At 68.9% G+C, this 23,161-nt stretch carries 21 protein-coding genes, 1 tRNA gene and 1 pseudogene; 11 read left to right on the top strand and 12 right to left on the bottom strand.

Annotation, left to right across the window (positions count from 1 at the left end; translation table 11 throughout):
• Positions 1-645, bottom strand: coding sequence for a GNAT family N-acetyltransferase (locus AB0M93_RS21595; protein ID WP_013231060.1), 645 nt, complete (start codon positions 643-645; stop codon positions 1-3).
• 212 nt (positions 646-857) lie between these two features.
• Here AB0M93_RS21595 and AB0M93_RS21600 point away from each other — a divergent pair, with 212 nt between their 5' ends.
• Positions 858-2,195: a PLP-dependent aminotransferase family protein gene (locus AB0M93_RS21600; RefSeq protein ID WP_364275955.1), complete on the top strand. Its 1,338-nt coding sequence runs from the start codon at positions 858-860 to the stop codon at positions 2,193-2,195.
• A gap of 22 nt (positions 2,196-2,217) precedes the next feature.
• Entirely contained in the window at positions 2,218-3,162 is a 945-nt protein-coding gene (locus AB0M93_RS21605) for a D-alanine--D-alanine ligase (RefSeq protein ID WP_364275956.1), read from the top strand.
• Between the two features lie 123 nt (positions 3,163-3,285).
• Here the strand turns inward: AB0M93_RS21605 and AB0M93_RS21610 are convergent, their stop codons facing one another.
• From AB0M93_RS21610 to rpmH, 10 genes and pseudogenes are all read right to left on the bottom strand, one after another.
• A complete protein-coding gene (locus AB0M93_RS21610) occupies positions 3,286-4,287 on the bottom strand; it encodes a ParB/RepB/Spo0J family partition protein (RefSeq protein ID WP_364275957.1) in 1,002 nt (333 codons plus the stop codon).
• Entirely contained in the window at positions 4,284-5,228 is a 945-nt protein-coding gene (locus tag AB0M93_RS21615; RefSeq protein WP_364275958.1) for a ParA family protein, read from the bottom strand. Before AB0M93_RS21615 ends, AB0M93_RS21610 begins: the two co-directional genes overlap by 4 nt.
• A 56-nt stretch (positions 5,229-5,284) precedes the next feature.
• Entirely contained in the window at positions 5,285-5,968 is a 684-nt protein-coding gene (gene rsmG / locus AB0M93_RS21620) for a 16S rRNA (guanine(527)-N(7))-methyltransferase RsmG (RefSeq protein WP_364275959.1), read from the bottom strand.
• A gap of 145 nt (positions 5,969-6,113) precedes the next feature.
• Positions 6,114-6,290, bottom strand: a complete 177-nt coding sequence (locus AB0M93_RS21625; RefSeq protein WP_364276164.1) for a hypothetical protein — start codon at positions 6,288-6,290, stop codon at positions 6,114-6,116.
• A gap of 25 nt (positions 6,291-6,315) precedes the next feature.
• A pseudogene (locus tag AB0M93_RS21630) lies at positions 6,316-6,414 on the bottom strand (hypothetical protein); the annotation flags it as partial.
• A 60-nt stretch (positions 6,415-6,474) separates the two neighbouring features.
• Positions 6,475-7,029: a R3H domain-containing nucleic acid-binding protein gene (locus AB0M93_RS21635; protein ID WP_364275960.1), complete on the bottom strand. Its 555-nt coding sequence runs from the start codon at positions 7,027-7,029 to the stop codon at positions 6,475-6,477.
• A 30-nt stretch (positions 7,030-7,059) separates the two neighbouring features.
• Complete coding sequence (gene yidC / locus AB0M93_RS21640) at positions 7,060-8,193, bottom strand: membrane protein insertase YidC (RefSeq protein WP_364275961.1); 1,134 nt, start codon at positions 8,191-8,193, stop codon at positions 7,060-7,062.
• Positions 8,194-8,198: 5 nt separating this feature from the next.
• Positions 8,199-8,522, bottom strand: coding sequence for a membrane protein insertion efficiency factor YidD (yidD, locus tag AB0M93_RS21645; RefSeq protein ID WP_364276151.1), 324 nt, complete (start codon positions 8,520-8,522; stop codon positions 8,199-8,201).
• Between the two features lie 5 nt (positions 8,523-8,527).
• On the bottom strand, positions 8,528-8,983 hold the full coding sequence (gene rnpA, locus AB0M93_RS21650; RefSeq protein WP_364275962.1) for a ribonuclease P protein component: 456 nt from the start codon (positions 8,981-8,983) through the stop codon (positions 8,528-8,530).
• A 21-nt stretch (positions 8,984-9,004) separates the two neighbouring features.
• Positions 9,005-9,148, bottom strand: coding sequence for a 50S ribosomal protein L34 (gene rpmH, locus AB0M93_RS21655; RefSeq protein ID WP_003082934.1), 144 nt, complete (start codon positions 9,146-9,148; stop codon positions 9,005-9,007).
• 588 nt (positions 9,149-9,736) lie between these two features.
• Between rpmH and dnaA the strand changes: the two genes are divergently transcribed.
• The 9 genes from dnaA (at position 9,737) to AB0M93_RS21700 (ending at position 21,814) form a co-directional block, all read left to right on the top strand.
• Positions 9,737-11,347 (top strand): chromosomal replication initiator protein DnaA, encoded by a 1,611-nt coding sequence (gene dnaA, locus AB0M93_RS21660; RefSeq protein ID WP_364275963.1) that lies wholly within the window; start codon positions 9,737-9,739, stop codon positions 11,345-11,347.
• 846 nt (positions 11,348-12,193) lie between these two features.
• Positions 12,194-13,327, top strand: a complete 1,134-nt coding sequence (gene dnaN, locus AB0M93_RS21665) for a DNA polymerase III subunit beta (protein ID WP_354811126.1) — start codon at positions 12,194-12,196, stop codon at positions 13,325-13,327.
• 93 nt (positions 13,328-13,420) lie between these two features.
• Positions 13,421-14,311, top strand: coding sequence for a phosphogluconate dehydrogenase (NAD(+)-dependent, decarboxylating) (gnd, locus tag AB0M93_RS21670; protein ID WP_364275964.1), 891 nt, complete (start codon positions 13,421-13,423; stop codon positions 14,309-14,311).
• 10 nt (positions 14,312-14,321) lie between these two features.
• Complete coding sequence (gene recF, locus AB0M93_RS21675; RefSeq protein ID WP_364275965.1) at positions 14,322-15,476, top strand: DNA replication/repair protein RecF; 1,155 nt, start codon at positions 14,322-14,324, stop codon at positions 15,474-15,476.
• A gap of 244 nt (positions 15,477-15,720) precedes the next feature.
• Positions 15,721-16,224 (top strand): DciA family protein, encoded by a 504-nt coding sequence (locus AB0M93_RS21680; RefSeq protein WP_364275966.1) that lies wholly within the window; start codon positions 15,721-15,723, stop codon positions 16,222-16,224.
• A gap of 197 nt (positions 16,225-16,421) precedes the next feature.
• Positions 16,422-18,389 (top strand): DNA topoisomerase (ATP-hydrolyzing) subunit B, encoded by a 1,968-nt coding sequence (gene gyrB, locus AB0M93_RS21685; protein ID WP_364275967.1) that lies wholly within the window; start codon positions 16,422-16,424, stop codon positions 18,387-18,389.
• Positions 18,390-18,444: 55 nt separating this feature from the next.
• A complete protein-coding gene (gene gyrA / locus AB0M93_RS21690; RefSeq protein WP_364275968.1) occupies positions 18,445-20,991 on the top strand; it encodes a DNA gyrase subunit A in 2,547 nt (848 codons plus the stop codon).
• 49 nt (positions 20,992-21,040) lie between these two features.
• Complete coding sequence (locus tag AB0M93_RS21695) at positions 21,041-21,691, top strand: DUF3566 domain-containing protein (protein WP_364275969.1); 651 nt, start codon at positions 21,041-21,043, stop codon at positions 21,689-21,691.
• 49 nt (positions 21,692-21,740) lie between these two features.
• A tRNA-Ile gene (locus AB0M93_RS21700) sits at positions 21,741-21,814 on the top strand.
• Between the two features lie 276 nt (positions 21,815-22,090).
• Here AB0M93_RS21700 and AB0M93_RS21705 read toward each other — a convergent pair.
• Complete coding sequence (locus tag AB0M93_RS21705; RefSeq protein ID WP_364275970.1) at positions 22,091-23,158, bottom strand: hypothetical protein; 1,068 nt, start codon at positions 23,156-23,158, stop codon at positions 22,091-22,093.
• Positions 23,159-23,161: the final 3 nt, after the last annotated feature.

Raw genomic sequence — 23,161 nt, forward strand, 5'->3', positions numbered from 1 at the left:
TCAGGCGCGGCCGAGGCTCGGCTCGGCGGTGGTGATGGTCACCTGGCCGAGCAGCCGCTCCAGGGCCGCCTCGACGTCTTCCTTCCAGGTGATCGCCGACCGCAGCTCGAGGCGCAGGCGGGGCCACTTCTGGTGCGGGCGGACCGTCTTGAAGCCCACGCTCTGCAGGAAGGCCGCCGGCAGCACGCAGCTGTGGCCGCCGTCGGGGTCAGCCTCGTCGGGGCGGGCGTCGCCGAACGCCTCGATCGCGCGGACACCGCGCTTGGTCAGGTCCTTGGCGACCGCTTGGACGAGCATCCGGCCCAGCCCGCCACCGCGGAACTCCGGCAGCACCTGGAACGCGGTCAGCAGGACGGCGTCGGCGCTCGGCGGCGACGTCGGGAAGGCCAGCGCGCGCGGGACGGCGTTCGGCGGGGCGTACAGCACGAACCCGACCGGCAGCGTGTCGCTGTAGACGATGCGGCCGCAGGAACCCCACTCGAGCAGCACGCTCGACACCCAGGCTTCCTTTTCGACCTCGGTCGCGCCGAACTCCTCGGCCTGGTGCTTCAGGTGGGGGGCCAGCTCCCAGTACACGCACCGGCGGCAGCTCTTCGGCAGGTGCTCCAGGTTGTCCAGTGTGACGCCCACGACGCGACGCGACACTCGTGACCTCCCTGACCTGCGCTCCCGACCGGCCTCCCGGTCGTCAAGCCGCGCAAAAGCCACGGCACGAACACGGGAGCCATGGTCGAGGATAGGCCGATGTGACAAGCACCGAAAGGCCAGGGGGCCCTGATGGGTGCCCGGTTACACTCGATGGGATCTACCAGCTCCCGCGGGAGTGACCGTGTCCGCCTAGCCCCGGGTGAACGTCGATGAGCGAGAACCGCCCCAGCAAGCCGCACAGTGGTCTTCAAAAACACAGCGGCCGCCAGAACCTCGACCCGCACCTCGAGCGGTACGCCGCGCGCACCGCCGGGATGACCGCCTCGGAGATCCGGGCGCTGTTCGCGGTGGCCAGCCGGCCCGAGGTGGTTTCGCTGGCCGGCGGCATGCCGAACCTGGCGGCACTCCCGCTCGACACGCTGTCGGCGCAGGTGGCGGAGATCATCGCCGAAGACGGCCTGGTCGCGCTGCAGTACGGCTCGGCGCACGGCGTCCCGGTGCTGCGCGAGCAGATCTGCGAGATCATGGCCCTGGAGGGCATCAAGGCGCACCCGGACGACGTCGTGGTGACCGTCGGCTCGCAGATGGGCCTGGACATGGTCACGCGGCTGTTCTGCGACCCGGGTGACGTCGTCATCGCCGAAGGCCCGTCGTACGTCGGCGCGCTGGGGTCGTTCGCCGCGTACCAGGCGCAGGTCGTGCACGTGGCGATGGACGAGCACGGCCTGGTGCCCGAGCTGCTGCGCGAAGCGCTCGACCGGACCGAGAAGGCCGGCCGCCGGGTCAAGTTCCTGTACACGATCCCGAACTTCCACAACCCCGCCGGCGTCACGCTCGCCGTCGAGCGCCGCGCGGAGATCCTGGAGATCTGCCGCGAGCACGGCGTCCTCGTCGTCGAAGACAACCCGTACGGGTTGCTGGGCTTCGACGGGCAGACGTACCCGGCCCTGCGCTCGACCGACCCCGAGAACGTCGTGTACCTCGGGTCGTTCTCGAAGACGTTCGCCTCCGGCCTGCGCGTCGGCTGGGTGCTCGCGCCGCACGCCGTGCGCGAGAAGCTCGTGCTGGCCGCGGAGTCGGCGACGCTGTGCCCGCCGACGTTCAACCAGATGATCGTGTCGCGCTACCTGGCCACGCACGACTGGAAGGGCCAGATCAAGAAGTTCCGCGAGAACTACCGCGAGCGGCGGGACGCGATCCTCTCCGCGCTCGACCAGTACCTGCCCCCGGGCTGCTCGTGGACCAAGCCGGACGGCGGCTTCTACGTCTGGGTGACGGTGCCGGAAGGCGTCGACACGAAGGCGATGCTGCCGCGCGCGGTGACCGCGCGGGTGGCGTACGCGTCCGGCACCGGCTTCTACGCCGACGGGTTCGGCAGCCGGCAGATGCGGCTCTCGTACTGCTACCCGACGCCGGAGCGCATCCGCGAGGGCGTGCGGCGGCTGGCGGCCGTGCTGGAGTCCGAAATGGACCTCGCGCGCACCTTCGGTAACGTGAGCGCGCGCCAGATGCAGGGGCCGCAGAACCCGTCCCCGGACACGGTTTAAACCTTCTTAAGGAGTTCCCACGGTGGTCGACCGTACCGTTGCCGTGCTCGCCGGCGGTCTTTCGCACGAGCGCGACGTCTCACTGAGGTCCGGGCGACGGCTGTCCGCAGCGCTCAAGTCCGCGGGCTTCGGCATCGAGGAGTGGGACACCGACGCGGGCCTGCTGGAGCGGCTGCGCACGCAGCGCCCGGACGCGGTGGTCGTCGCGCTGCACGGCGGCGAGGGCGAGAACGGCTCGGTGCAGACGGTGCTGGAGATGCTGGGGGTGCCGTTCGTCGGCACCGGCTCCCAGGGCTGCCGCCGCGCGTGGGACAAGCCGACCGCGAAGGCGCTGCTGCAGAACGCCGGGTTCGTGACGCCGGGCTGGGCGGTGCTGCCGCACAGCACGTTCCGCGAGCTCGGCGCCCAGGCGGTGCTCGACGCGATGGTCGAGACGCTCGGCCTGCCGCTGATCCTCAAGCCGGACCAGGGCGGCTCGGCGCTCGGCACTCAGGTGGTGCGCGAGGCGGCGGAGCTGCCGGCGGCGATGGTCGGCTGCTTCGCCTACGGCGACACGGTTCTCGCCGAGCGGTTCGTGGACGGCGTCGAGGTGGCCGTGACGGTCATCGAGAGCGAGGGCGGCCCCGAGGCCCTCCCCGCGGTCGAGATCGTCCCGGAGAGCGGCGTGTACGACTACACGGCTCGCTACACGGCCGGCCTGACCGACTTCTTCACCCCGGCCCGGCTCGACGACGCCGCGGCCAAGGCGGTGGCCGAACTCGCGGTCGCCGCCCACCGCGTCCTCGGCTTGCGGGACATCTCGCGGACCGACGCGATCGTGGCCGCGGACGGCACGGTCCACTTCCTCGAAGTGAACCCGTCGCCGGGACTCACCGAGACGTCGACCGTCCCGATGGCCATCGACGCGGCGGGCAAGTCGCTCGGCGCGGTGTTCGCCGAACTGATCGCGCGGGCGATCTCCCGCTGACTTTTCTACGCGAAAGGCCGCCTCGGAAGTTCCGTGGCGGCCTTTTTCGTGTGATCACTTCGCGTGGTCGTCAGGACTGCGATGAGCAATCATCACCGTGACGAAACACCCTGGGGTGGATCCCTAATCGGTTTTCGGTGTCTGATTTGCCCCGTTCGCATCGATGATCGCGACGATCCGTTCGAGGTCGTCGACCGACCCGAACTCGAGGGTGATCCGGCCCTTGCGGCGGCCGAGGTCGACCTTCACGCGGGTGTCGAACCGGTCCGAGAGGCGGTTCGCGAGCTCCTGCAGTCCCGGCGCCTGGATCGGCTTGCGCGGCGCGGGCTTCGGCTTGGCCGGCTTCTCGCTCTTCTTGAGCGTGACGGCTTCCTCGGTCGCCCGCACCGACATGCCCTCCGCGACGATGCGCGCGGCGAGCTCCTCCTGGCTCTCGGCGTCCTCCAGCGAAAGCAACGCGCGCGCGTGCCCGGCGGACAGGACGCCCGCGGCCACCCGGCGCTGCACCGGCAGGGGGAGCTTGAGGAGCCGGATCGTGTTGGTGATGACCGGGCGGCTGCGGCCGATCCGGCTCGCCAGCTCCTCGTGGGTGACCGCGAACTCGTCGAGCAGCTGCTGGTACGCCGCCGCCTCTTCGAGGGGGTTCAGCTGGACGCGGTGGATGTTCTCCAGGAGCGCGTCCCGGAGCATCGACTCGTCGGCGGTCTGCCGGACGATCGCCGGGATCGCGTCGAGGTCCGCCTGCTGCGACGCGCGTAGCCGCCGCTCGCCCATGACGAGCTCGTACTCGTCGTTGCCGAGCTCGCGGACGACGATGGGCTGCATGAGCCCGAACTCGCGGATCGAGTGCTCGAGTTCGGCGAGCGCGTCTTCGTCGAAGACCTGGCGGGGCTGCTTCGGGTTCGGCTTGATCGAGCTGACCGGGATCTCGCGGTAAACCGCGCCGGCGACCTCGCCGCCGTGCTGCTGCGCCTGCCCGTTGGCCGCGAACCAGCCCTTCTCCTCGGCCGTCTTCTTGTCCGCCGCCGCGCTGTCGGTGGGCGCGGGGAGCGGACCACCGCCGGTGGGTCCGGTCGGGATCAGGGCGGCGAGGCCGCGCCCCAGCCCTCCTCGACGCTCGGTCATGTCGAACTACCCTTCTCCATCTGTGCGCCGCGCTCGGCGATCTCCTTGGCCGCGTCGACGTAGCTCATCGCCCCGCGCGAGCCGGGGTCGTAGGCGAGCACGGTCTGGCCGTACCCGGGCGCCTCGGACACCTTCACGCTGCGGGGGATGACCGTCTTGAGGACGGTGTCGCCGAAGTGGTTCCGCACCTCGTTCGTCACCTGGTCGGCCAGCTTGGTCCGGCCGTCGTACATGGTGAGGAGGATCGTCGAGACGCGGAGTTCACGGTTGAGGTGCTGCTGCACGAGCTCGATGTTGCTCAGCAGCTGCCCCAGTCCTTCGAGCGCGTAGTACTCGCACTGGATGGGGATGAGCACTTCCTGCGCGGCGACCATCGCGTTGACCGTCAGCAGGCCCAGCGAGGGCGGGCAGTCGATGAGGACGTAGTCGACGCCGATCTCGTCGAGGATCTCCGAGGAGATGGCTTCCTTGAGCCGGGACTCGCGGGACGCCATCGAGACGAGCTCGATCTCGGCGCCGGCGAGGTCGATCGTCGCCGGGACGCAGAAGAGGTTGGGGGACTGCTCGGTCGGCTGGGCCGCTTCGGCGAGCGTCACCTCGCCGATGAGCACCTCGTAGATGGAGGGCGTTCCGGACCGGTGGTCGACGTCGAGCGCGGTGCTCGCGTTGCCCTGCGGGTCGAGGTCGACGACGAGGGTCTTGAGCCCGTGGACGGCCAGCGCGGCGGCCAGGTTGACCGTGCTCGTGGTCTTGCCGACGCCACCCTTCTGGTTGGCGACGGTCAGCACGCGACGGCGACCGGGGCGGGGAAGCGTCCGCTCCGGGTGCAGCAGACGCGCGGCGCGGGCGGCTTCTTCGGCGATCGGCGTCCAGCCCACGTCGTGGCTGGTCTCCGTGGAGTCGGACGGCGGGGGATTCACCGGTCTCGACACCTCCTCCATCTAGACGTCTGGTCGGTGGTCGAGTCGCGTCGTTTCACGTGGAACATCGCGGCCCGTTAACGCTTCCTGCTCCGCGCCTTCGGCTTGGCGGCCGTCGGTAGGCGACGGATCTTCACGACCGTGCTGGGCACCTCGAGGACCGCCGCACCACACTCGACGATGAGGGGATCGGCCCCGCCGGCCTTGCGGATGGCGGCACCGTCCCGATCGATCTCGTCCGCCGCGCTGGCGCCCTTGAGGGCGACCAGGAAGCCATCGGGACGGACCAGCGGCAGGCACCAGTCCGCCAGACGAGCGAGCGGGGCGACCGCGCGAGCGGTGACGATGTCGGCGCCACCGAGCTGCTCACGCACAGGCCGCTCCTCCGCGCGTCCACGGACGATGGTGATCGGGAGTTCCAGCTTCTCGGCCACCTCGGCCAGCCAGTCCACCCGGCGGGCCATCGGTTCGAGCAGAACGATATCGAGGTCGGGTCGCGCGATCGCCAGCGGCACACCCGGAAGCCCGGCGCCGGACCCGACGTCGACCACGCGGACACCTTCCGGCATCTGCTCCCCGATGACCGCCGAGTTGAGCACATGCCGTTCCCACAACCGCTCGACTTCCCGGGGACCGATCAGCCCTCGCTCCACGCCGTGGCGCTCCAGGAGTTCGACGTACCCAGCCGCTTGGTCCACGTGCGCACCGAACACCCGCTCCGCCGCGGCCCGCACCGACTCCGCGGCCTGCTCCAAGCTCACTCCGTCTACTCCTCGTCCGCCGGTTTCACGTGAAACCGCGCTCGTTCGATTGTCCCCGATGAACCGGAGAAGACGAGCCGACAGTCCGAAGATGTGGACAACTCCACTCAGCCGGCCGTCGCTGTGGACCGTTCCACGTGAAACATCACGCGTGTAATTCGCTCGGCCGAGCCGCCGCGTTGCCCATCGACGCCAGCCAGCCGTACTCGATCGCGTGCACGCGGGGCGTCCCCACGAACGCCCGGTCCGCCTCGGACGTCTCCGGTGTCACCCACGCCAGCGCGCGGGGGGCACTGGCGCGGGAACCAGTAGTCCGGCGCACGGCCCGCATCGACCGCCCAGACGTACACCTCCGGCCGCTGTGCCGTCGCCGCCACGTGTGGCTCGAAGCGCGTGATCGTCGGGTCTTCGGAGAAGTGGACGACCTCACCGGGCACCGGGCGCATGCACACAAGAAAGCGGCCCCACCCGACCGAGGTCAAGTGGGGCCGCTCTGCGCGTGAAGCTCAGGACTCCGGGAAGATCACCACGCGGCGCTTCGGGTCCTCGCCCTCGCTCTCGCTCGTGACGCCCGAGACGGTCGCCACCGCGTCGTGGACCACCTTGCGCTCGAACGGGCTCATCGGCTGCAGCCGCACCCGCTCGCCGCTCTTCAGGACCGACTCCGCCGTCGAGCGGCCGAGCTCCTTCAGCTCCTCGCGGCGGTCCGCGCGCCAGCCCGCGATGTCCAGCATCAGGCGGCTGCGGGAGCCCGTCTCCTGCTGGACCGCCAGGCGGGTCAGCTCCTGCAGCGCCTCGAGCACCGTGCCGCGCGGGCCGACGAGCTTCTCGAGGTCCTCGCCGCCGTCGATGCTCACGATCGCGCGGCCGGCTTCCACGTCCAGGTCGATGTCACCGTCGTAGTCGAGCAGGTCCAGCAGGCGCTCGAGGTAGTCGCCGGCGATGTCGCCCTCCTGCACGAGGATGTCGTCGCCACCTCCCGCCTTCTGCTCGGCCGCTTCGCCTTCGGCGGGGGTCACGTCGTCCTGATCGGCGTCGATCGTGTCGATCGTCTCCGACATCATTCGTCTCCTCTCCGAACCGGTCGCGCCTCAGCGGCGCTTCCGGCCCGACTTCCTGGTCGAGTCTTTGAGAAGGCCCGGCACGCCGGTGCCGTTGTCCTTCGAGCCGTTGGTGTCGGCCGGGGCCGTGTCCGCCGCGGTGGCGCCGTCCGCCTTGGCGGCGGCGGCCGCCGCCTCCGCCGGGGTCGTCTGGGCGAAGCCGTGGGCCGAGCCGGCCTTGGTGACCTTCTTCGCCGAGCCGGCCTGCGCGGGCTGGTTCTTCTTCTGCTGGACCGGCTTCTGACCGACCTTGGGCGCCGTCGGCTTCTGACCCGGCTTCGGGCCGAGCGACGCGCGCTTCTCCGCGGCCTCCGCCTTGCGGGCCGCCTCTTCCTTGTCGATCTTCGTGTAGACGAGCCGCTGCTGCATCAGCGTCCAGCCGTTGTTCGCCAGCCAGTAGAAGAGGAGGCCGAGCGGGAACAGCGCACCGAAGACGAGGACACCGAGCGGGAAGATGTACATCGTCAGCTTGTTCATGATCGCGGTCTGCGGGGTGGCCGACGCGGCGTTCTGCCGGGCCACCGAGTGGCGCGCGGTGAGGTGCGTGGCGATCGACGCGACGATCATCAGGGGCAGCGCGACCGGGAGGACGCTCCAGTGGAAGCCGACGTTCGTGGCACCGCCGCTGACGACGCCGACACCGTTGTAGACGGCCTCACCGAGGTTGACGCCGAACAGCTTCGCGTTGACGTAGGACTGGACGTCGTGCTGGGTGAAGAAGTAGTTCTCGGTCTTGGGGCCGCCACCGGGCGGCGGCATGGTGAACGCGCGCAGGACGTGGTTCAGGCCGATGAAGACCGGGATCTGGAGCAGCATTGGCAGGCAGCTGCCGAGCGGGTTGACGCCGTGCTCACGCTGGAGCTTCTGCATCTCCGCGGCCTGGCGTTGCCGGTCGTTCGCGTACTTCTTCTGGAGCTTCTTCATCTCCGGCGCGAAGTCCTGCATCTTCTTCATCGACCGGACCTGGTTCACGAACGGCTTGAACATGATGCCGCGGACCGTGAACGTCAGGAAGATGATGCCGAGGATCCAGGAGATCGCCGCGGCTTCACCGAAGACGAGCCCGAAGACCTTGTGCCAACACCAGAGGATGAAGGACACGGGGTAGTAGATGAAATCGAGCACTGCTGCTACTCCTCGATCGGTGTTTCAGGTCGTCGGTGGCGCCACGAGAACTTCTCGGGCACGGGGTCGCGGCCGGGAGGCGTCCAAGGGCCGCAGCGCAGCAGCCGGCGCAGCGCGAGGTAGGAGCCGCGCCCGGCACCGTGCCGGGTGAGGGCTTCGACTGCGTACGCGCTGCAGCTCGGGTAGAACCGGCAAGCCGGTGGGAGGAACGGCGAAATCGCCTTGCGGTAGAGCTTGATGGGGAGCAGGAGGACCCAGGCGACGGGGCCGGGCCGCGGGGGCTCGGGCGCTGTGTCGTGGTCGTGGTCGTGCTCGGGGGTGGCTCGCATGCCGGTCACACCGCTGATCCGTGGTCGGGGGCCGCGTCCGCGGGACGCGTCGGGCGGGGGACATCCCCGGCCGGACGGCGCGACGACAGAAGCCCCAGCCGACGCAACGCGGCGTCGAGATCGGACCCGAGCTCGGCGCTGGACGCGGTCGACGACGGCGGCAATGCCCGTACGACCAACGCAGTACCGGCGGGCAGTGTTCCGAGCCGGGCCGAAACGAGGTGACGCAGCCGCCGGCTGACGCGGTGGCGGACCACCGAGTTCCCGACGGCCTTGCTCACCACAAAACCCGCCCTGGCCACCGACGGCACAGTCTCATCGGACTGCACAGCGTCGGCGGCCACGGACGGGTCCGTGGTCAGTGCGTGGACGACGAGGCGGCGCCTGCCTGCCCGGGACCCGCGACGGAGAACCACGCGGAAATCCTCACTCCGCCGCAGACGTGCGGCAGCCGGCAGCACGGCGCGCCCCGACGTGCCGGATCAGGCGGACAGCGCGGCGCGGCCCTTGCGACGACGGCCAGCCAGGATGGCCCGGCCGGCACGCGTCCGCATGCGCAGGCGGAAGCCGTGCGTCTTGGCGCGGCGGCGGTTGTTCGGCTGGAAGGTGCGCTTACCCTTGCTCACTGCTTCTCCTGTGTGTCGCGTCGGGCGAGAAGAATCTCTTCCCCCCACCTGGCGTGTCGTGCGGGCGCACGGCAGTCTCTGGTGTCTCCTACCAACGTGTGGCCTCGTCACGACGAGCAACGACAACGTGGGCACGCGAAACGCACCCGTCGCATACGGGAGACCTTACGAGGGTACGCACCCCCGTCGGGCGGCCGGTAAGCACCCCCTCGGCCACGGTACGCGACCGGCCGGACCGCTCGGGGAGTTCGACGCCGCGGCACCGAATGGCCACCCGCCGTGCACCGTGAAATGCTGGCGCCCAGGATGCCTTGTGGCCGCGAGCGGGGCTTGTTAGCGTGCCTCTCTCGGGTCACCGGTCGAGGTGCACGAGTATCCGGGTGGTGGAGTGCCCACCGGCGTACGACGAGCCCGCAGGTGACGTCACCGTGGGTCGCCGTACATTAGTGCACAGCTGTGGACAACTATGTGGATATTCGCTGTGCCAGTGCGCGGACAGGTCCTCCTGTGATCGCCGGGTGGAGTGACCGGGACGTTCCGGGGGCCGGCTCGGCCGTCCACGCCGACGAGGGGAGGGGAGCCAGACAGGTGTCGGAACACCAGCACAATCTGGGTGTCATCTGGGAACAGGTGGTACGCGAACTGTCCGACGGGACCCTGTCCCCCCAGCAGCGCGCCTGGATGCGCGTGACCCGTCCCATCGGCCTGCTCGACGGCACGGCGCTCCTGGCGGCGCCCAGCGACTTCGCGAAGGAAGCGATCGAACGCGGCCTGCGCGGCGCGATCACCGACGCGCTCTCCCGGCGGCTCGGCCGCGCCATCTCGCTCGCGGTGAAGGTCGACACGGCCGAGGCGGTCGTCCCGTCGCCCGCGCCCCGCTACGCACCGTCACCCGGCCGGGTGGAAAACGGCGCGAGCCCGGAAACCGCGCCGCCGATGCCGGGCAACGGCGCGCCGATGATGCCGCCCCCGCGTCCCGAGCCCGCCCCGCCGCTGCCGCCGCATCAGGCCGTCGCGGCGAAGCCGGACGACGACGGCGACACCGACGAGGAAGTCGACGAAGAGGGCGAGGCGCTCGCCGCCGTCCACGAAATCTGGCCGACGTTCTCCGGCCAGCCGATCGCCGGCCAGCCGTACACCGCGCCGGCGCAGCCGCAGACGTCGAAGACGAAGCTGAACGAGAAGTACACCTTCGACACGTTCGTCATCGGCGCGTCCAACCGCTTCGCGCACGCGGCCGCGGTCGCCGTCGCCGAGGCGCCTGCCCGCGCGTACAACCCCCTCTTCATCTGGGGTGAGTCCGGGCTCGGCAAGACGCACCTGCTGCACGCGGTCGGCCACTACGCGCAACGGCTCTTCCCGGGCATGCGCGTCCGGTACGTCTCGACCGAAGAGTTCACGAACGACTTCATCAACTCGCTGCGCGACGACCGCAAGGTCGCCTTCCAGCGCCGCTACCGCGACATCGACATCCTGCTCGTCGACGACATCCAGTTCCTGGAGGGCAAGGAAGGAACGCAGGAAGAGTTCTTCCACACCTTCAACACCCTCCACAACGCGAACAAGCAGATCGTCGTCAGCTCCGACCGGCCGCCCAAGCGCCTCGAAACGCTGGAGGACCGGCTGCGGACGCGGTTCGAGTGGGGCCTGATCACCGACATCCAGCCGCCCGAGCTCGAGACGCGCATCGCGATCCTCCGCAAGAAGGCGGCACAGGACAGGCTGGCGGTGCCGGGCGAGGTCCTCGAATTCATCGCTTCGCGCGTCGAGGCGAACATCCGGGAACTGGAAGGCGCGCTGATCCGCGTCACGGCGTTCGCGTCGCTGAACCAGCAGCCGGTCGACAGCGCGCTCGCCGAGATCGTGCTGCGCGACCTGATCCCCGACTCGCACGCGCCGGAGATCACCGCGCCGACCATCATGGGCGTCACGTCCGAGTTCTTCGACGTCACGCTCGACGACCTGTGCGGCCCCGGCAAGACGAAGGCGCTCGCCACCGCCCGCCAGATCGCGATGTACCTCTGCCGCGAGCTGACCGACATGTCGCTGCCGAAGATCGGGCAGACGTTCGGCGGCCGCGACCACACGACGGTCATGCACGCGGACAAGAAGATCCGCAAGGAGATGGCCGAGCGCCGGCGGATCTACGACCAGGTGCAGGAGCTGACGTCGCGCATCAAGCAGCGCGCCCGCCAGTAGCACATCCCTTATCTCCCAACGACTTCGGGGCGTCCGCACACTGTGGACGCCCCGAAGTCGTCTTTGGAGCGTCTGAAGCACGCGTACGCCGGCGAAGCAGCGAAGGTGCGTACGCGCGCTTCGCCAAAGTCGTGAAAATTGTTTGTACACAAGGAAGTTTCCCCATGGTGTGGGCGGATTGCCCACAGTGCCAACGGATCTCCCACCAGCGACGACGCCGATATCGTCCACACCTCGCCCACAGGCGATCCACAGCGCATCCACACCCTTGTCCACGCTGATTCCACAGGTTGCCCACATGATGTGCACAGGCGGTGCCGGTCACTCGGAAGAGGGGTTCGGACCCCGTCCGGTAGCCCCAGACCCTGGGTACAAATCGCCGCACACCTGGGGACAACCATGGGGACAACTGGGGACAGCTGTGGACGAATCCGGGCCGGCCCGAAACCATCCACGGACCGCCCGATCTACCCACAGGTCCACCACCACGGTTACCCACACGCCCGCGAGCGGTCCGACCTGCGCGAACGAGCTCGATCCACACAATCCACAACGCCTATTACTGCTACTGCCCTTAGATCTCTTGAAAGAGAGAAAAAGATAAAAACAGGCGATGGGCGAAGTTGGGGACAGCCGCGAGATCGAGTCGTCATGTCGACAAACTCAAGGGGAGGCCGAGGTGACGGCGGCCGCCGTGACGGCCTAACGTGGATGCCTGCACCTGGTCCGCGCTCCGGCCGCTCACGCGGAGGGCGGACCCGGCCGGAGGGGGCCGCCGGTCCCGACCCGGGAGATCGAGGCCTGGCCCGAGCCCGCAGTGGGCTCGACCGTCGAAAGGATGCGCGCATGAAGATCCGCGTCGAGCGTGACGGGCTCGCCGACGCCGTCGCGTGGGTGGCCAGAAGCCTCCCGTCCCGGCCGCCCGTGCCGGTGCTGGGCGGCGTCCTCCTCGACGCCGGTTCGGACGGCGACACCGACGCGCTGACGGTCTCCGGCTTCGACTACGAGGTCTCCGCCACGGTGGGGGTCCCGGCGACGATCGCCGACGGCGGCCGCCTGCTCGTGTCCGGTCGCCTGCTCGCCGACATCACCAAGGCGCTGCCCGCGCAGCCGGTCGAGATCTCCGTCGACGGCGCCCGCGCCACCATCACGTGCGGCAGCGCGCGGTTCTCCCTGCCGACCATGCCGGTCGAGGACTACCCGCAGCTGCCGTCCCAGCCCGCCTTCGCGGGCGAGCTCGCCGGCGACGCGTTCGGCCAGGCCGTCACCCAGGTCGTCGTCGCCGCGGGCAAGGACGACACGCTGCCGATGCTCACCGGCATGCGGCTCGAGATCTCCGGCAGCTCGCTGACCCTCGTCGCGACCGACCGGTTCCGGCTCGCCATGCGCGAGTTCACCTGGCAGCCGGCCGAGGGCCTGGCCGACGCCGCGGTGCTCGTCCCGGCGCGCACCCTCGCCGAAGCGGCCAAGACGCTCGGCGCGAGCGGCGCCACGATCCGCCTCGCGCTCGCCAGCGGCGAGGGCCTGCTCGGCCTGTCCGGTTCCGGGCGCTACACGACGACCCGCCTGCTCGACGCGGAGTTCCCGCCGTACCGGCAGCTGCTGCCGGCGTCGCACACCTCGCGCGCGGTCATCGACGTGTCCGCGCTCACCGAGTCCATCAAGCGCGTTTCGCTGGTGGCCGAGCGGGGGACTCAGGTACGACTGGAGTTCGGGGACAACTCGCTGCGGTTGTCCGCGGGCGGCGACGACGAGGGCAGCGCCGAAGAGGAACTGCAGGTCGAGTACGAAGGTGAGCCGGTGACCATCGCGTTCAACCCGGGTTATCTCGTCGACGGCCTGGGCGCGCTGCACAGCGACCGGGCGGAGCTGACGTTCACCACGCCGAACCGGCCCGCGCTCATCAAGCCCGCCGACGCCGAGGGCAACGTCGTCCCCGGTTACCTCTACCTCCTGATGCCGGTCCGCCTCCCGGGCTGATGGACATCTTTCGGGGGTCCGGGTGGCGAAGCCCCCGGCCCGGGGCGAAGCCCCGAGCGACACAGCAACTCCTGAGTACGTAAGGGGATCTCGATGGTTCAGCTCGGTCTGATCGGCCTGGGCAAGATGGGCTTCAACATGCGTGAGCGGCTGCGCGCGGCCGGTCACGAGGTGGTCGGCTACGACCGCAACCCGGACGTCTCCGACACGACGTCGCTCGAAGACCTGGTGTCCAAACTGGACGGCCCGCGGATCGTCTGGATCATGGTCCCGGCCGGCGACCCGACGCGCCAGACCGTCACCGAGCTGAGCAACCTGCTTTCCGCCGGCGACATGGTGATCGACGGCGGCAACTCGAAGTACACCGACGACAAGCTGAACGCGGACCTGCTCGCGGCCAAGAGCATCGGCTACGTCGACTGCGGTGTCTCCGGTGGCGTGTGGGGCAAGGAAAACGGCTACGGCCTGATGGTCGGCGGCGCGGCCGCGGACGTCGAGAAGGCGATGCCGATCTTCGACGCGCTGCGTCCGGAAGGCCCCCGCGAAGAAGGCTTCTCGCACGCGGGTGACGTCGGTGCCGGCCACTACGCGAAGATGATTCACAACGGCATCGAGTACGGCATGATGCAGGCCTTCGCGGAGGGCTTCGAGCTGCTCGAGGCGGCCAAGGTCGTCAAGGACGTGCCCGCGGTGATCAAGGGCTGGCAGCGCGGCACGGTCGTCCGGTCCTGGCTGCTCGACCTGCTCGTGCGCGCGCTCGACGAGGACCCGGAGCTGGACGACCTCGAGGGTTACGTCGAGGACTCCGGCGAAGGCCGTTGGACGCTGGAAGAGGCGATCAACAACGCGGTGCCGGCGCCGGTCATCTCGGCCGCGCTGTTCGCGCGGTTCGCTTCGCGGCAGGAGCACTCGGCCGCGATGCGCGCGGTCGCCGCGCTGCGCAACCAGTTCGGCGGGCACGCCGTGAAGAAGGTCGGCGGATAAGGAGCTCCGGGTGTATCTGCGACACCTGCAGGTCACCGACTTCCGCTCCTGGCCACAGGCCGATCTCGCCCTCGAACCGGGGCCGACCGTGCTGGTCGGCCAGAACGGCCGCGGCAAGACCAACCTGCTGGAGGCGATCGGGTACGTCGCGACGCTGGGCTCGCACCGCGTCGCGACGGACGCGCCGCTGATCCGGCACGGCTGCGAGCGCGCGCTGGTGCGCGTCGCGGTGGTCAACGACGACCGCGAGCTGACGGTCGAGCTGGAGATCACCGCGGGCCGGGCGAACCGCGCCCGGGTCAACCGCGGTGCGGTCGGCCGGCCGCGTGACGTGCTCGGGATCCTGCGCACGGTGCTGTTCTCCCCGGAGGACCTCGCGCTCGTGCGCGGCGACCCGGGCGAGCGGCGCCGGTTCCTCGACGAACTGCTGGTGCTGCGCGCGCCGCGGTACGCCGGGGTCCGGGCGGACTACGAGAAGGTGCTGAAGCAGCGCAACGCCCTGCTCAAAACGGCGGGGAAACGACGTACGGGTCGCGAAGACCCGTACGCGCTGTCGACGCTGGAAGTCTGGGACGACCACCTCGCGGTGGCGGGCGCGGAGCTGCTGGCCGCGCGCCTGAACCTGGTCGCCGACCTGGCGCCGTACGCGGCTTCGGCGTACATGGGCGTCGCACCCGACTCGCGTCCGGCGAGGATCACCTACCGGTCTTCGCTGGGGGCGGCCCTGCCGGAAACGTACGGCGTACCGGATGGTGAACGGGCGCAACCCGACGTTCTCAAGGACGTCTTACTGAAGGCGCTCGGCGAGGCCAGGAAGGCCGAACTGGAGCGCGGGATCAGCCTGGTCGGCCCGCACCGGGACGAGCTGGAGCTGATCCTGGGCCAGGCGCCGGCCAAGGGCTACGCGAGCCACGGCGAGTCGTGGTCGTTCGCGCTCGCCCTCCGGCTCGGCAGCTACGAGCTGCTGCGCGGGGAGGCGGGCGAGCCGGTGCTGCTGCTCGACGACGTGTTCGCCGAGCTGGACCGCAAGCGCCGGGCCCGGCTGGCCGAGGTGGCCGCGAGCGCCGAACAGGTGCTGGTGACCGCCGCGGTCGACGAAGACGTGCCCGGAGAGCTGTCCGGGCACCGGTTCGTGGTGGCGGATGGTGCGATCTCGGGTGGCTGAGCAGCGCGGACGACGTCCGGCAAGATCGAACCGGGCACCCGGTGTGATCGCCGACACAGCAGTTACCCACCGATCTGGGGACAAACCTGTGGACAGTGTGGATAAACCCGTGCCCGAGTTATCGCCGCGCGTGACCAAAACGCCGGATCAGCCCCTTGACGTCCCTCGCAAGGGCGTTAACCCACACGAGAACGGGTCTTCGGGCACGCAGAGTGAAGACGGCGCTGCTCCGAACGGGAACCCGATGACGGGCCGCGACCTCGCGCACGCCGCCCTCGAGGCCGCGAAGGCCAAGGCCAAGGAACGCGGCACTTCGCCCGGCCGGCGCCGTCCCGCGACCGGCGGCGGGCAGAACCCCCGGCGTCGCCGCTGGTCGGGACCGGGCGCGGACCCGCGCGACCCGCAGCCGCTCGGCCGGCTCGTCTCGCGGCTGGTTCGCGACCGCGGCTGGAACGAGAGCGTCACGAGCGCCCGCGTCTTCGCGCAGTGGGCGCGGCTGGTCGGCGAAGACGTCGCCGAACACGCCCAGCCGGTCGCGCTCAAGGACGGCGAGCTCACCGTCCGCGCCAGCTCCACGGCGTGGGCCACCCAGCTGCGGTTGCTGCAGGGAAAGCTGCTGGCCAAGATCGCGGCGGGGGTCGGCAACGGCGTCGTCAAGCGGATGCGGATCCAGGGCCCGACCGCTCCGAGCTGGCGGAAAGGACCCCGGCACGTGCCGGGGCGCGGCCCGCGTGACACGTACGGCTGACCCAGGTTGCGCGATGCTCGGTTGAATGCCCCGAGAACGCATCCAGACCTCCCGAGATACGTCAAGACTCGGCTCGAACCGATTTCGTGCGTCTGTGACGCATTCAGGGGTGTCCTTGCCGCATGTCAGCGGACGCGGCCAAGTACACTGGAAGGGAGCGAGCGTCCGCTCGGGCGAGACGAGGAGAAACAACGCCGGTGACCGAGAACAAGCACGAGTACAACGCGTCGTCGATCACGGTGCTCGAAGGCCTCGAAGCGGTCCGCAAGCGCCCCGGCATGTACATCGGTTCCACTGGTGAACGCGGGCTGCACCACCTCGTCCAGGAGGTCGTCGACAACTCCGTCGACGAGGCGATGGCCGGCCACGCCACCAAGGTCGAGGTTACTCTCCTCGCCGACGGCGGGGTGCGCGTCGTCGACGACGGCCGCGGCATCCCGGTCGACATGCACCCCAAGGAGCAGAAGCCGACCCTCGAGGTCGTGCTCACCGTGCTGCACGCGGGCGGCAAGTTCGACAGCGACTCCTACGCGGTGTCCGGCGGCCTGCACGGCGTCGGCGTCTCCGTGGTGAACGCGCTGTCGAAGAAGCTGCTCGCCGAGGTCAAGTACGGCGGCCGCAGCTGGCGGCAGGAGTACACCGACCAGGTGCCCGGCCCGCTCGAGGACCTCGGCCCGGCGTCGGAGACCGGCACCACGATCACCTTCTGGGCCGACGGCGACATCTTCGAGACCACGACGTACAACTTCGAGACCATCTCGCGCCGGCTCCAGGAGATGGCGTTCCTGAACAAGGGGCTGACGCTGTCCCTGCGCGACGAGCGCGTCGCCGACGAGGACACCGAAGCCGACGCCGAGGGCAAGGTCGCGCGGATCAAGGAAAAGACCTACTGCTACCCGGGCGGGCTCGAGGACTTCGTCAAGCACATCAACGGCAGCAAGGACCCGATCCACCCCAGCGTGATCTCCTTCGACGCCAAGGGCACCGGCCTCGAGGTCGAGGTCGCGATGCAGTGGAACACCGGCTTCACGCCGTCGGTGTACACGTTCGCCAACACGATCAACACCCACGAGGGCGGCACCCACGAAGAGGGCTTCCGCGCCGCGCTGACCCGCGTCGTCAACTCCTACGCGCGCGACAAGAAGCTGCTCAAGGAGAAGGACGCCAACCTGACCGGCGACGACGTGCGCGAGGGTCTCGCCGCGATCGTCTCGATCAAGCTGTCCGAGCCGCAGTTCGAGGGCCAGACCAAGACCAAGCTGGGCAACAGCGAGGCCAAGACGTTCGTGCAGCAGACGTCGAACGAGTGGCTGGCGGACTGGTTCGAGCGCAACCCCACCGAGGCGAAGACGATCATCAACAAGTCGATCTCCTCGGCGCAGGCGCGGATGGCCGCGCGCAAGGCGCGTGACCTGGTCCGCCGCAAGGGCGCGCTGGAGATCGGCGGCCTGCCCGGCAAGCTGAAGGACTGCCGCTCGACGAACCCGGCGGAGTGCGAGCTCTACATCGTCGAGGGTGACTCGGCCGGCGGCTCGGCCAAGGAGGGCCGGGACTCGATGTACCAGGCGATCCTGCCGATCCGCGGCAAGATCATCAACGTCGAGAAGGCCCGCATCGACCGCGTCCTCAAGAACACCGAGGTCCAGTCGCTGATCACCGCGCTGGGCACCGGCATCCACGACGAGTTCGACCTCGAGAAGCTGCGCTACCACAAGATCGTGCTGATGGCCGACGCCGACGTCGACGGCCAGCACATCACCACGCTGCTGCTCACCCTGCTGTTCCGGTTCATGGCGCCGCTGATCGAGCACGGCCACGTCTTCCTGTCGCGGCCGCCGCTGTACAAGATCAAGTGGCCGCGGGCGGAGCCGGAGTACGCGTACTCCGACCGTGAGCGCGACGCCGTCATCCAGGCGGGTGTCGAGGCCGGCAAGCGGCTCCCGAAGGACGACGCGATCCAGCGCTACAAGGGTCTCGGCGAGATGAACGCCGAAGAGCTGTGGGAGACCACGATGGACCCGGCGAACCGGCTGCTGGGCCAGGTCACGATGGACGACGCCGCCCAGGCGGACGAGCTGTTCTCGGTCCTGATGGGCGAGGACGTCGAGGCCCGCCGGTCGTTCATCACGCGCAACGCCAAGGACGTGCGCTTCCTGGACGTGTAGGCGTTCCCCCCCCCGCTCTTTGTCCCGCTAGGACTCTCCACTCGAGAAGGACCTCATGACGGAAACTCTGCCGCCGGCTCCGGAACACGACCGGATCGAGCCGGTCGACATCCAGCAGGAGATGCAGCGCTCCTACATCGACTACGCGATGAGCGTCATCGTGTCGCGGGCGCTGCCGGACGTGCGTGACGGCCTCAAGCCCGTCGCCCGCCGGATCCTGTACTCGATGTTCGACTCCGGTTTCCGGCCGGACCGCGGGTACAACAAGTGCTCCCGCGTCGTCGGCGACGTCATGGGCAACTACCACCCGCACGGCGACTCGGCGATCTACGACGCGCTGGTCCGGCTCGCCCAGCCGTGGTCGCTGCGGTACCCGCTGATCGACGGCCAGGGCAACTTCGGCTCGTCGGGCAACGACCCCGCGGCCGCCATGCGGTACACCGAGTCCCGGCTCGCGCCGCTGGCCATGCAGATGCTGGCCGACATCGAAGAAGACACCGTCGACTTCTCCGACAACTACGACGGCCGCACGCAGGAGCCCGACGTCCTGCCGTCGCGGTTCCCGAACCTGCTGGTCAACGGCGGTTCCGGGATCGCGGTCGGGATGGCGACGAACATCCCGCCGCACAACCTGCGCGAGGTCTCCGAAGGCGTCGCCTGGGCGCTGGAGAACCCGGAGGCGACCGACGACGAGCTGCTGGCCGCGCTCCTGGTCCGCATCAAGGGCCCGGACTTCCCGACCAGGGCGATGATCCTCGGGACGTCCGGCATCGAGGACGCCTACCGCACCGGCCGCGGCTCGATCCGGATGCGCGCGGTCGTCGAGGTCGAAGAGGACGCGAAGGGCCGCACGATCCTGGTCGTGTCCGAGCTGCCGTACCAGGTCAACCCGGACAACCTGGTCGAGAACATCGCGAATCTGGTCCGCGACGGCAAGCTCACCGGCATCGCCGACATCGCCGACGAATCCAACAGCCGCTCGGGCATGCGGATCGTCGTCACGATCAAGCGCGATGCGGTCGCGAAGGTCGTGCTGAACAACCTCTACAAGCACACCCAGCTGCAGCAGAACTTCGGCGTCAACATGCTGGCCCTGGTCGACGGCGTGCCGCGCACGCTGCGGCTCGACCAGATCATCCGGCACTACGTGAAGCACCAGGTCGAGGTCATCGTCCGGCGGACCAAGTTCCGCCTGAAGAAGGCCGAAGAGCGGGCCCACATCCTGCGTGGGTACGTCAAGGCGCTGGACATGCTCGACGAGGTCATCGCCCTCATCCGGCGGTCGCCTTCGGCGGACGAGGCCCGGCCGGCCCTGATGGAGCTGCTGGACGTCGACGAGATCCAGGCGACCGCGATCCTCGACATGCAGCTGCGGCGCCTCGCCGCCCTGGAGCGTCAGCGGATCATCGACCAGCTGGCCGAGATCGAGCTGGAGATCGCCGACCTCAAGGACATCCTCGAGAAGCCCGAGCGGCAGCGCGCGATCATCCGCGACGAGCTGATGGCGATCGTCGAGAAGTACGGCGACGACCGGCGCACGAAGATCATCGGCTTCAGCGGCGACGTCACCGACGAGGAACTGATCGCGGTCGAGGACGTCGTCGTCACGATCACCCGCACGGGGTACGCCAAGCGGACGAAAACGGATCTGTACCGGTCGCAGAAGCGCGGCGGCAAGGGCGTGCAGGGCGCGACGCTGAAGCAGGACGACATCGTCCAGCACTTCTTCGTCTGCTCGACCCACGACTGGATCCTGTTCTTCACGAACAAGGGCCGCGTCTACCGGACCAAGGCGTACGAGCTGCCCGAGGCCAACCGCAACGCGCGCGGCCAGCACGTGGCGAACCTGATGGCGTTCCAGCCGGACGAGCAGATCGCCCAGGTCATCGAGATCAAGAACTACGAGGTCGCGCCGTACCTGGTGCTCGCCACCAAGCGCGGCCTGGTGAAGAAGACCAAGCTCACCGACTTCGACTCCAACCGCTCGGGCGGCCTCATCGCCATCAACCTGCGCGAAGGGGACGAACTGGTCGGCGCGGTGCTGGCGGCGGCGGAGGACGACCTCCTGCTGGTGTCGGCCGAAGGCCAGTCGATCCGCTTCCACGCGACGGACGAGGCGCTGCGGCCGATGGGCCGCCCGACGTCCGGCGTGATGGGCATGCGCTTCAACGACGGCGACGAGCTGCTCGGCATCAGCGTGGTCAAGGAGGGCAAGTTCCTCCTGGTCGCGACGGACGGCGGCTACTCGAAGCGCACGGCGATCGAGGACTACCCGGTCCAGGGCCGCGGCGGCAAGGGCGTGCTCACCATTCAGCACGACCGGAAACGTGGCAGGCTGGTGGGTGCGCTCATCGTCGACGCCGAGGACGAGCTGTACGCGATCACCTCGAGCGGCGGCGTGATCCGCACGCCGGCGGGCGACGTCCGCAAGGCAGGACGGCAGACGAAGGGGGTCCGGCTGATGAATCTCGGCGAAGGAACCACTCTTCTCGCCGTCGCACGCAACGCGGACGAGCCCTCGGACGTCGCCAATGGTGACACCCCCGAGGACGCTCCGGCTCCGGAAGCACCTGAGACGGGTGAAGAAACGACGGCGCAGTAAGTTCGGCGACGGACAGCGCCCCCACGGCACGGGTAAGGACTGACTCTTCGTGACACCGACCGAGAATCCCGAGGCAGCGGGTTCGAACGGAACGCCGGCGAGCCCGCCCTGGCAGCGGGTAGACAAGGAAGGCGACGCCGAAGCGACGGTCAAGCTGGCCACGGAGGAGGCAACCCCCCCAGCCGCCGGGGCGCAGCCGGCCGCCGTGGTGACGGGAAGCGCGGCCCCCCGCCTCTTCGGCGGACCCGATACCCCACCAAGCGGCTCGGGCGAGGTCCCCCCGGCCTCGACGCAGCGAGCGCGCCCAAGCGCCCTGCGTCGTCCCGGCCGGGGCCCCCGCCGAGCATCACTGCAGGTGAAGCGCTTCGACCCGTGGTCGGTGCTGAAGCTGTCCCTGGTCCTGGGCGTCGCGATGTTCTTCGTCTGGCTGGTGGCAGTCGGCGTCCTGTACACGGTCCTGGACGGCATGGGCGTGTGGGACAAGCTGAACGGAACGTACTCATCCCTGGTGGGCGGCGAGGGCGCGAACGCATCCTCGGAGCCCCTGATCAGCGCAGGACGAGTGTTCGGCATCGCGGCCATCCTCGGCGCGATCAACATCGTGCTGGTCTCGGCACTGGCGACGGTGAGCGCGTTCATCTACAACGTCTCGGCGGACCTGGCAGGAGGCTTGGAGGTCACCCTGTCGGAACGGGAGTGACCCGGTTGCAGGGCCCCTTCGGGGGTCCTGTAAAGTTCTCCTCGTTCAAGGGCCTATAGCTCAGGCGGTTAGAGCGCTTCGCTGATAACGAAGAGGTCCCAGGTTCAAGTCCTGGTAGGCCCACGCAGGTCAGAGGCCGGTTCGCACTTCGCGAGCCGGCCTTTTTCATGACCTGAGTGACAAAGTGAGTGACATGCGGGGTGTCTGTCAGCCCGGCGGAGCCTCGGCGTCACCAGTCGTCTGCTCGGCAACGAACCGGTCCCAACGCGGCCCACCGTAGTCGCGGAGCCAGTCCACGAGTTGCTGACGATCGGGATGCTCTTCGAGCGCATCCATCAACTTGCCACGGCTAGTCAAACCCTGGGAGTCCGCGAACGTCAGGTACTCGTTGAGAGCGGCTCAAACGTCTGACGCGAACTGCTGAACGTCCGCCCAGCTCACGGTCGGCATGCTCGAACCGTGAACTGCGTTGTTCCGGACATCTTCGTACAGCCACAGGGCAGCTGCCGGATGACGGAATCCTCCGGTCACTGCGTGGCTCAGCGTCGCACGACGGAAGGCGAGTTGCTCACCCTTCATGCCGCTGGACTTGTCACCGAGGATCGCTTCGAGCGCGAAGAACTGGTAGAGCATCGCTACCAGGGGATCGTCCGCGAACATCGCACGTTCGATCCAGCGCAAGGCGACGATGGCCTTCACATCGATAGGGCTGGTCGCATCACCAGCCAGTCTGGCCGTTGGCCGATCAGCGAGAGCCTCGACCGTGGGTCTGTTGACCGTTAGCTCACTCGCACCGTTGGCCATAGCGCGCCACTCGCCGGCGCCGTTTTCCAACTCGGCGACGGCACCGACGCGGAACCGCAGCTGCACGGCGCGCACGCTGTAGTTGTCGAGGAAGGCCACGCGCAGAACCCGTAGAGCACGCTCGACCTGGAAGCGCGCTCGGTCCCGCATCAGCTCCAGGTTGGTGCCGGTGACCTCAACCTCAGCCAGACAGCCTGAATGAGTGCCTAGGTTGGGCGCCTGGCGTCGGATGATCGGGACCGTGTCTACGGGCGTGAGCCGGATTCCGAAAATGTCGACCGGCTGTTCAACCTTCAAGTAGTCGATCTCGACCCGGCACATGATGGTGAAGGGAGTGCGAGTGTGCACCTCAAGAAATTCGTGCACGTGGTCGGCTTGGCGGTTGACCTGACATTGATCAACAAGTGCCCAAAGCTCATCCTGCGGCTGGTCGAGGTGCTCGAAACGTAGATCAGCAGCGAGCAGCGCAGCAGCAGCCTCTACGGCCTGCACGACACTCTGCCCGTAGGAGACGTACTTCCCACTTTGGCCCGGCACGCGCCGCGTCATGCCGTGCGGCTCTCCGGCCTGGCGTGTGCGAGCGACGTTCTGCACCCTCTTCAGGGCTTTCACAGTGGCGCGGTCGGAGACTGTCACGCAGCTATTTTCCGCCGTGACATCCATCAG

The organism is Amycolatopsis sp. NPDC051102, assembly GCF_040682815.1.
In the GTDB taxonomy this organism is placed as follows: Bacteria; Actinomycetota; Actinomycetes; order Mycobacteriales; family Pseudonocardiaceae; genus Amycolatopsis.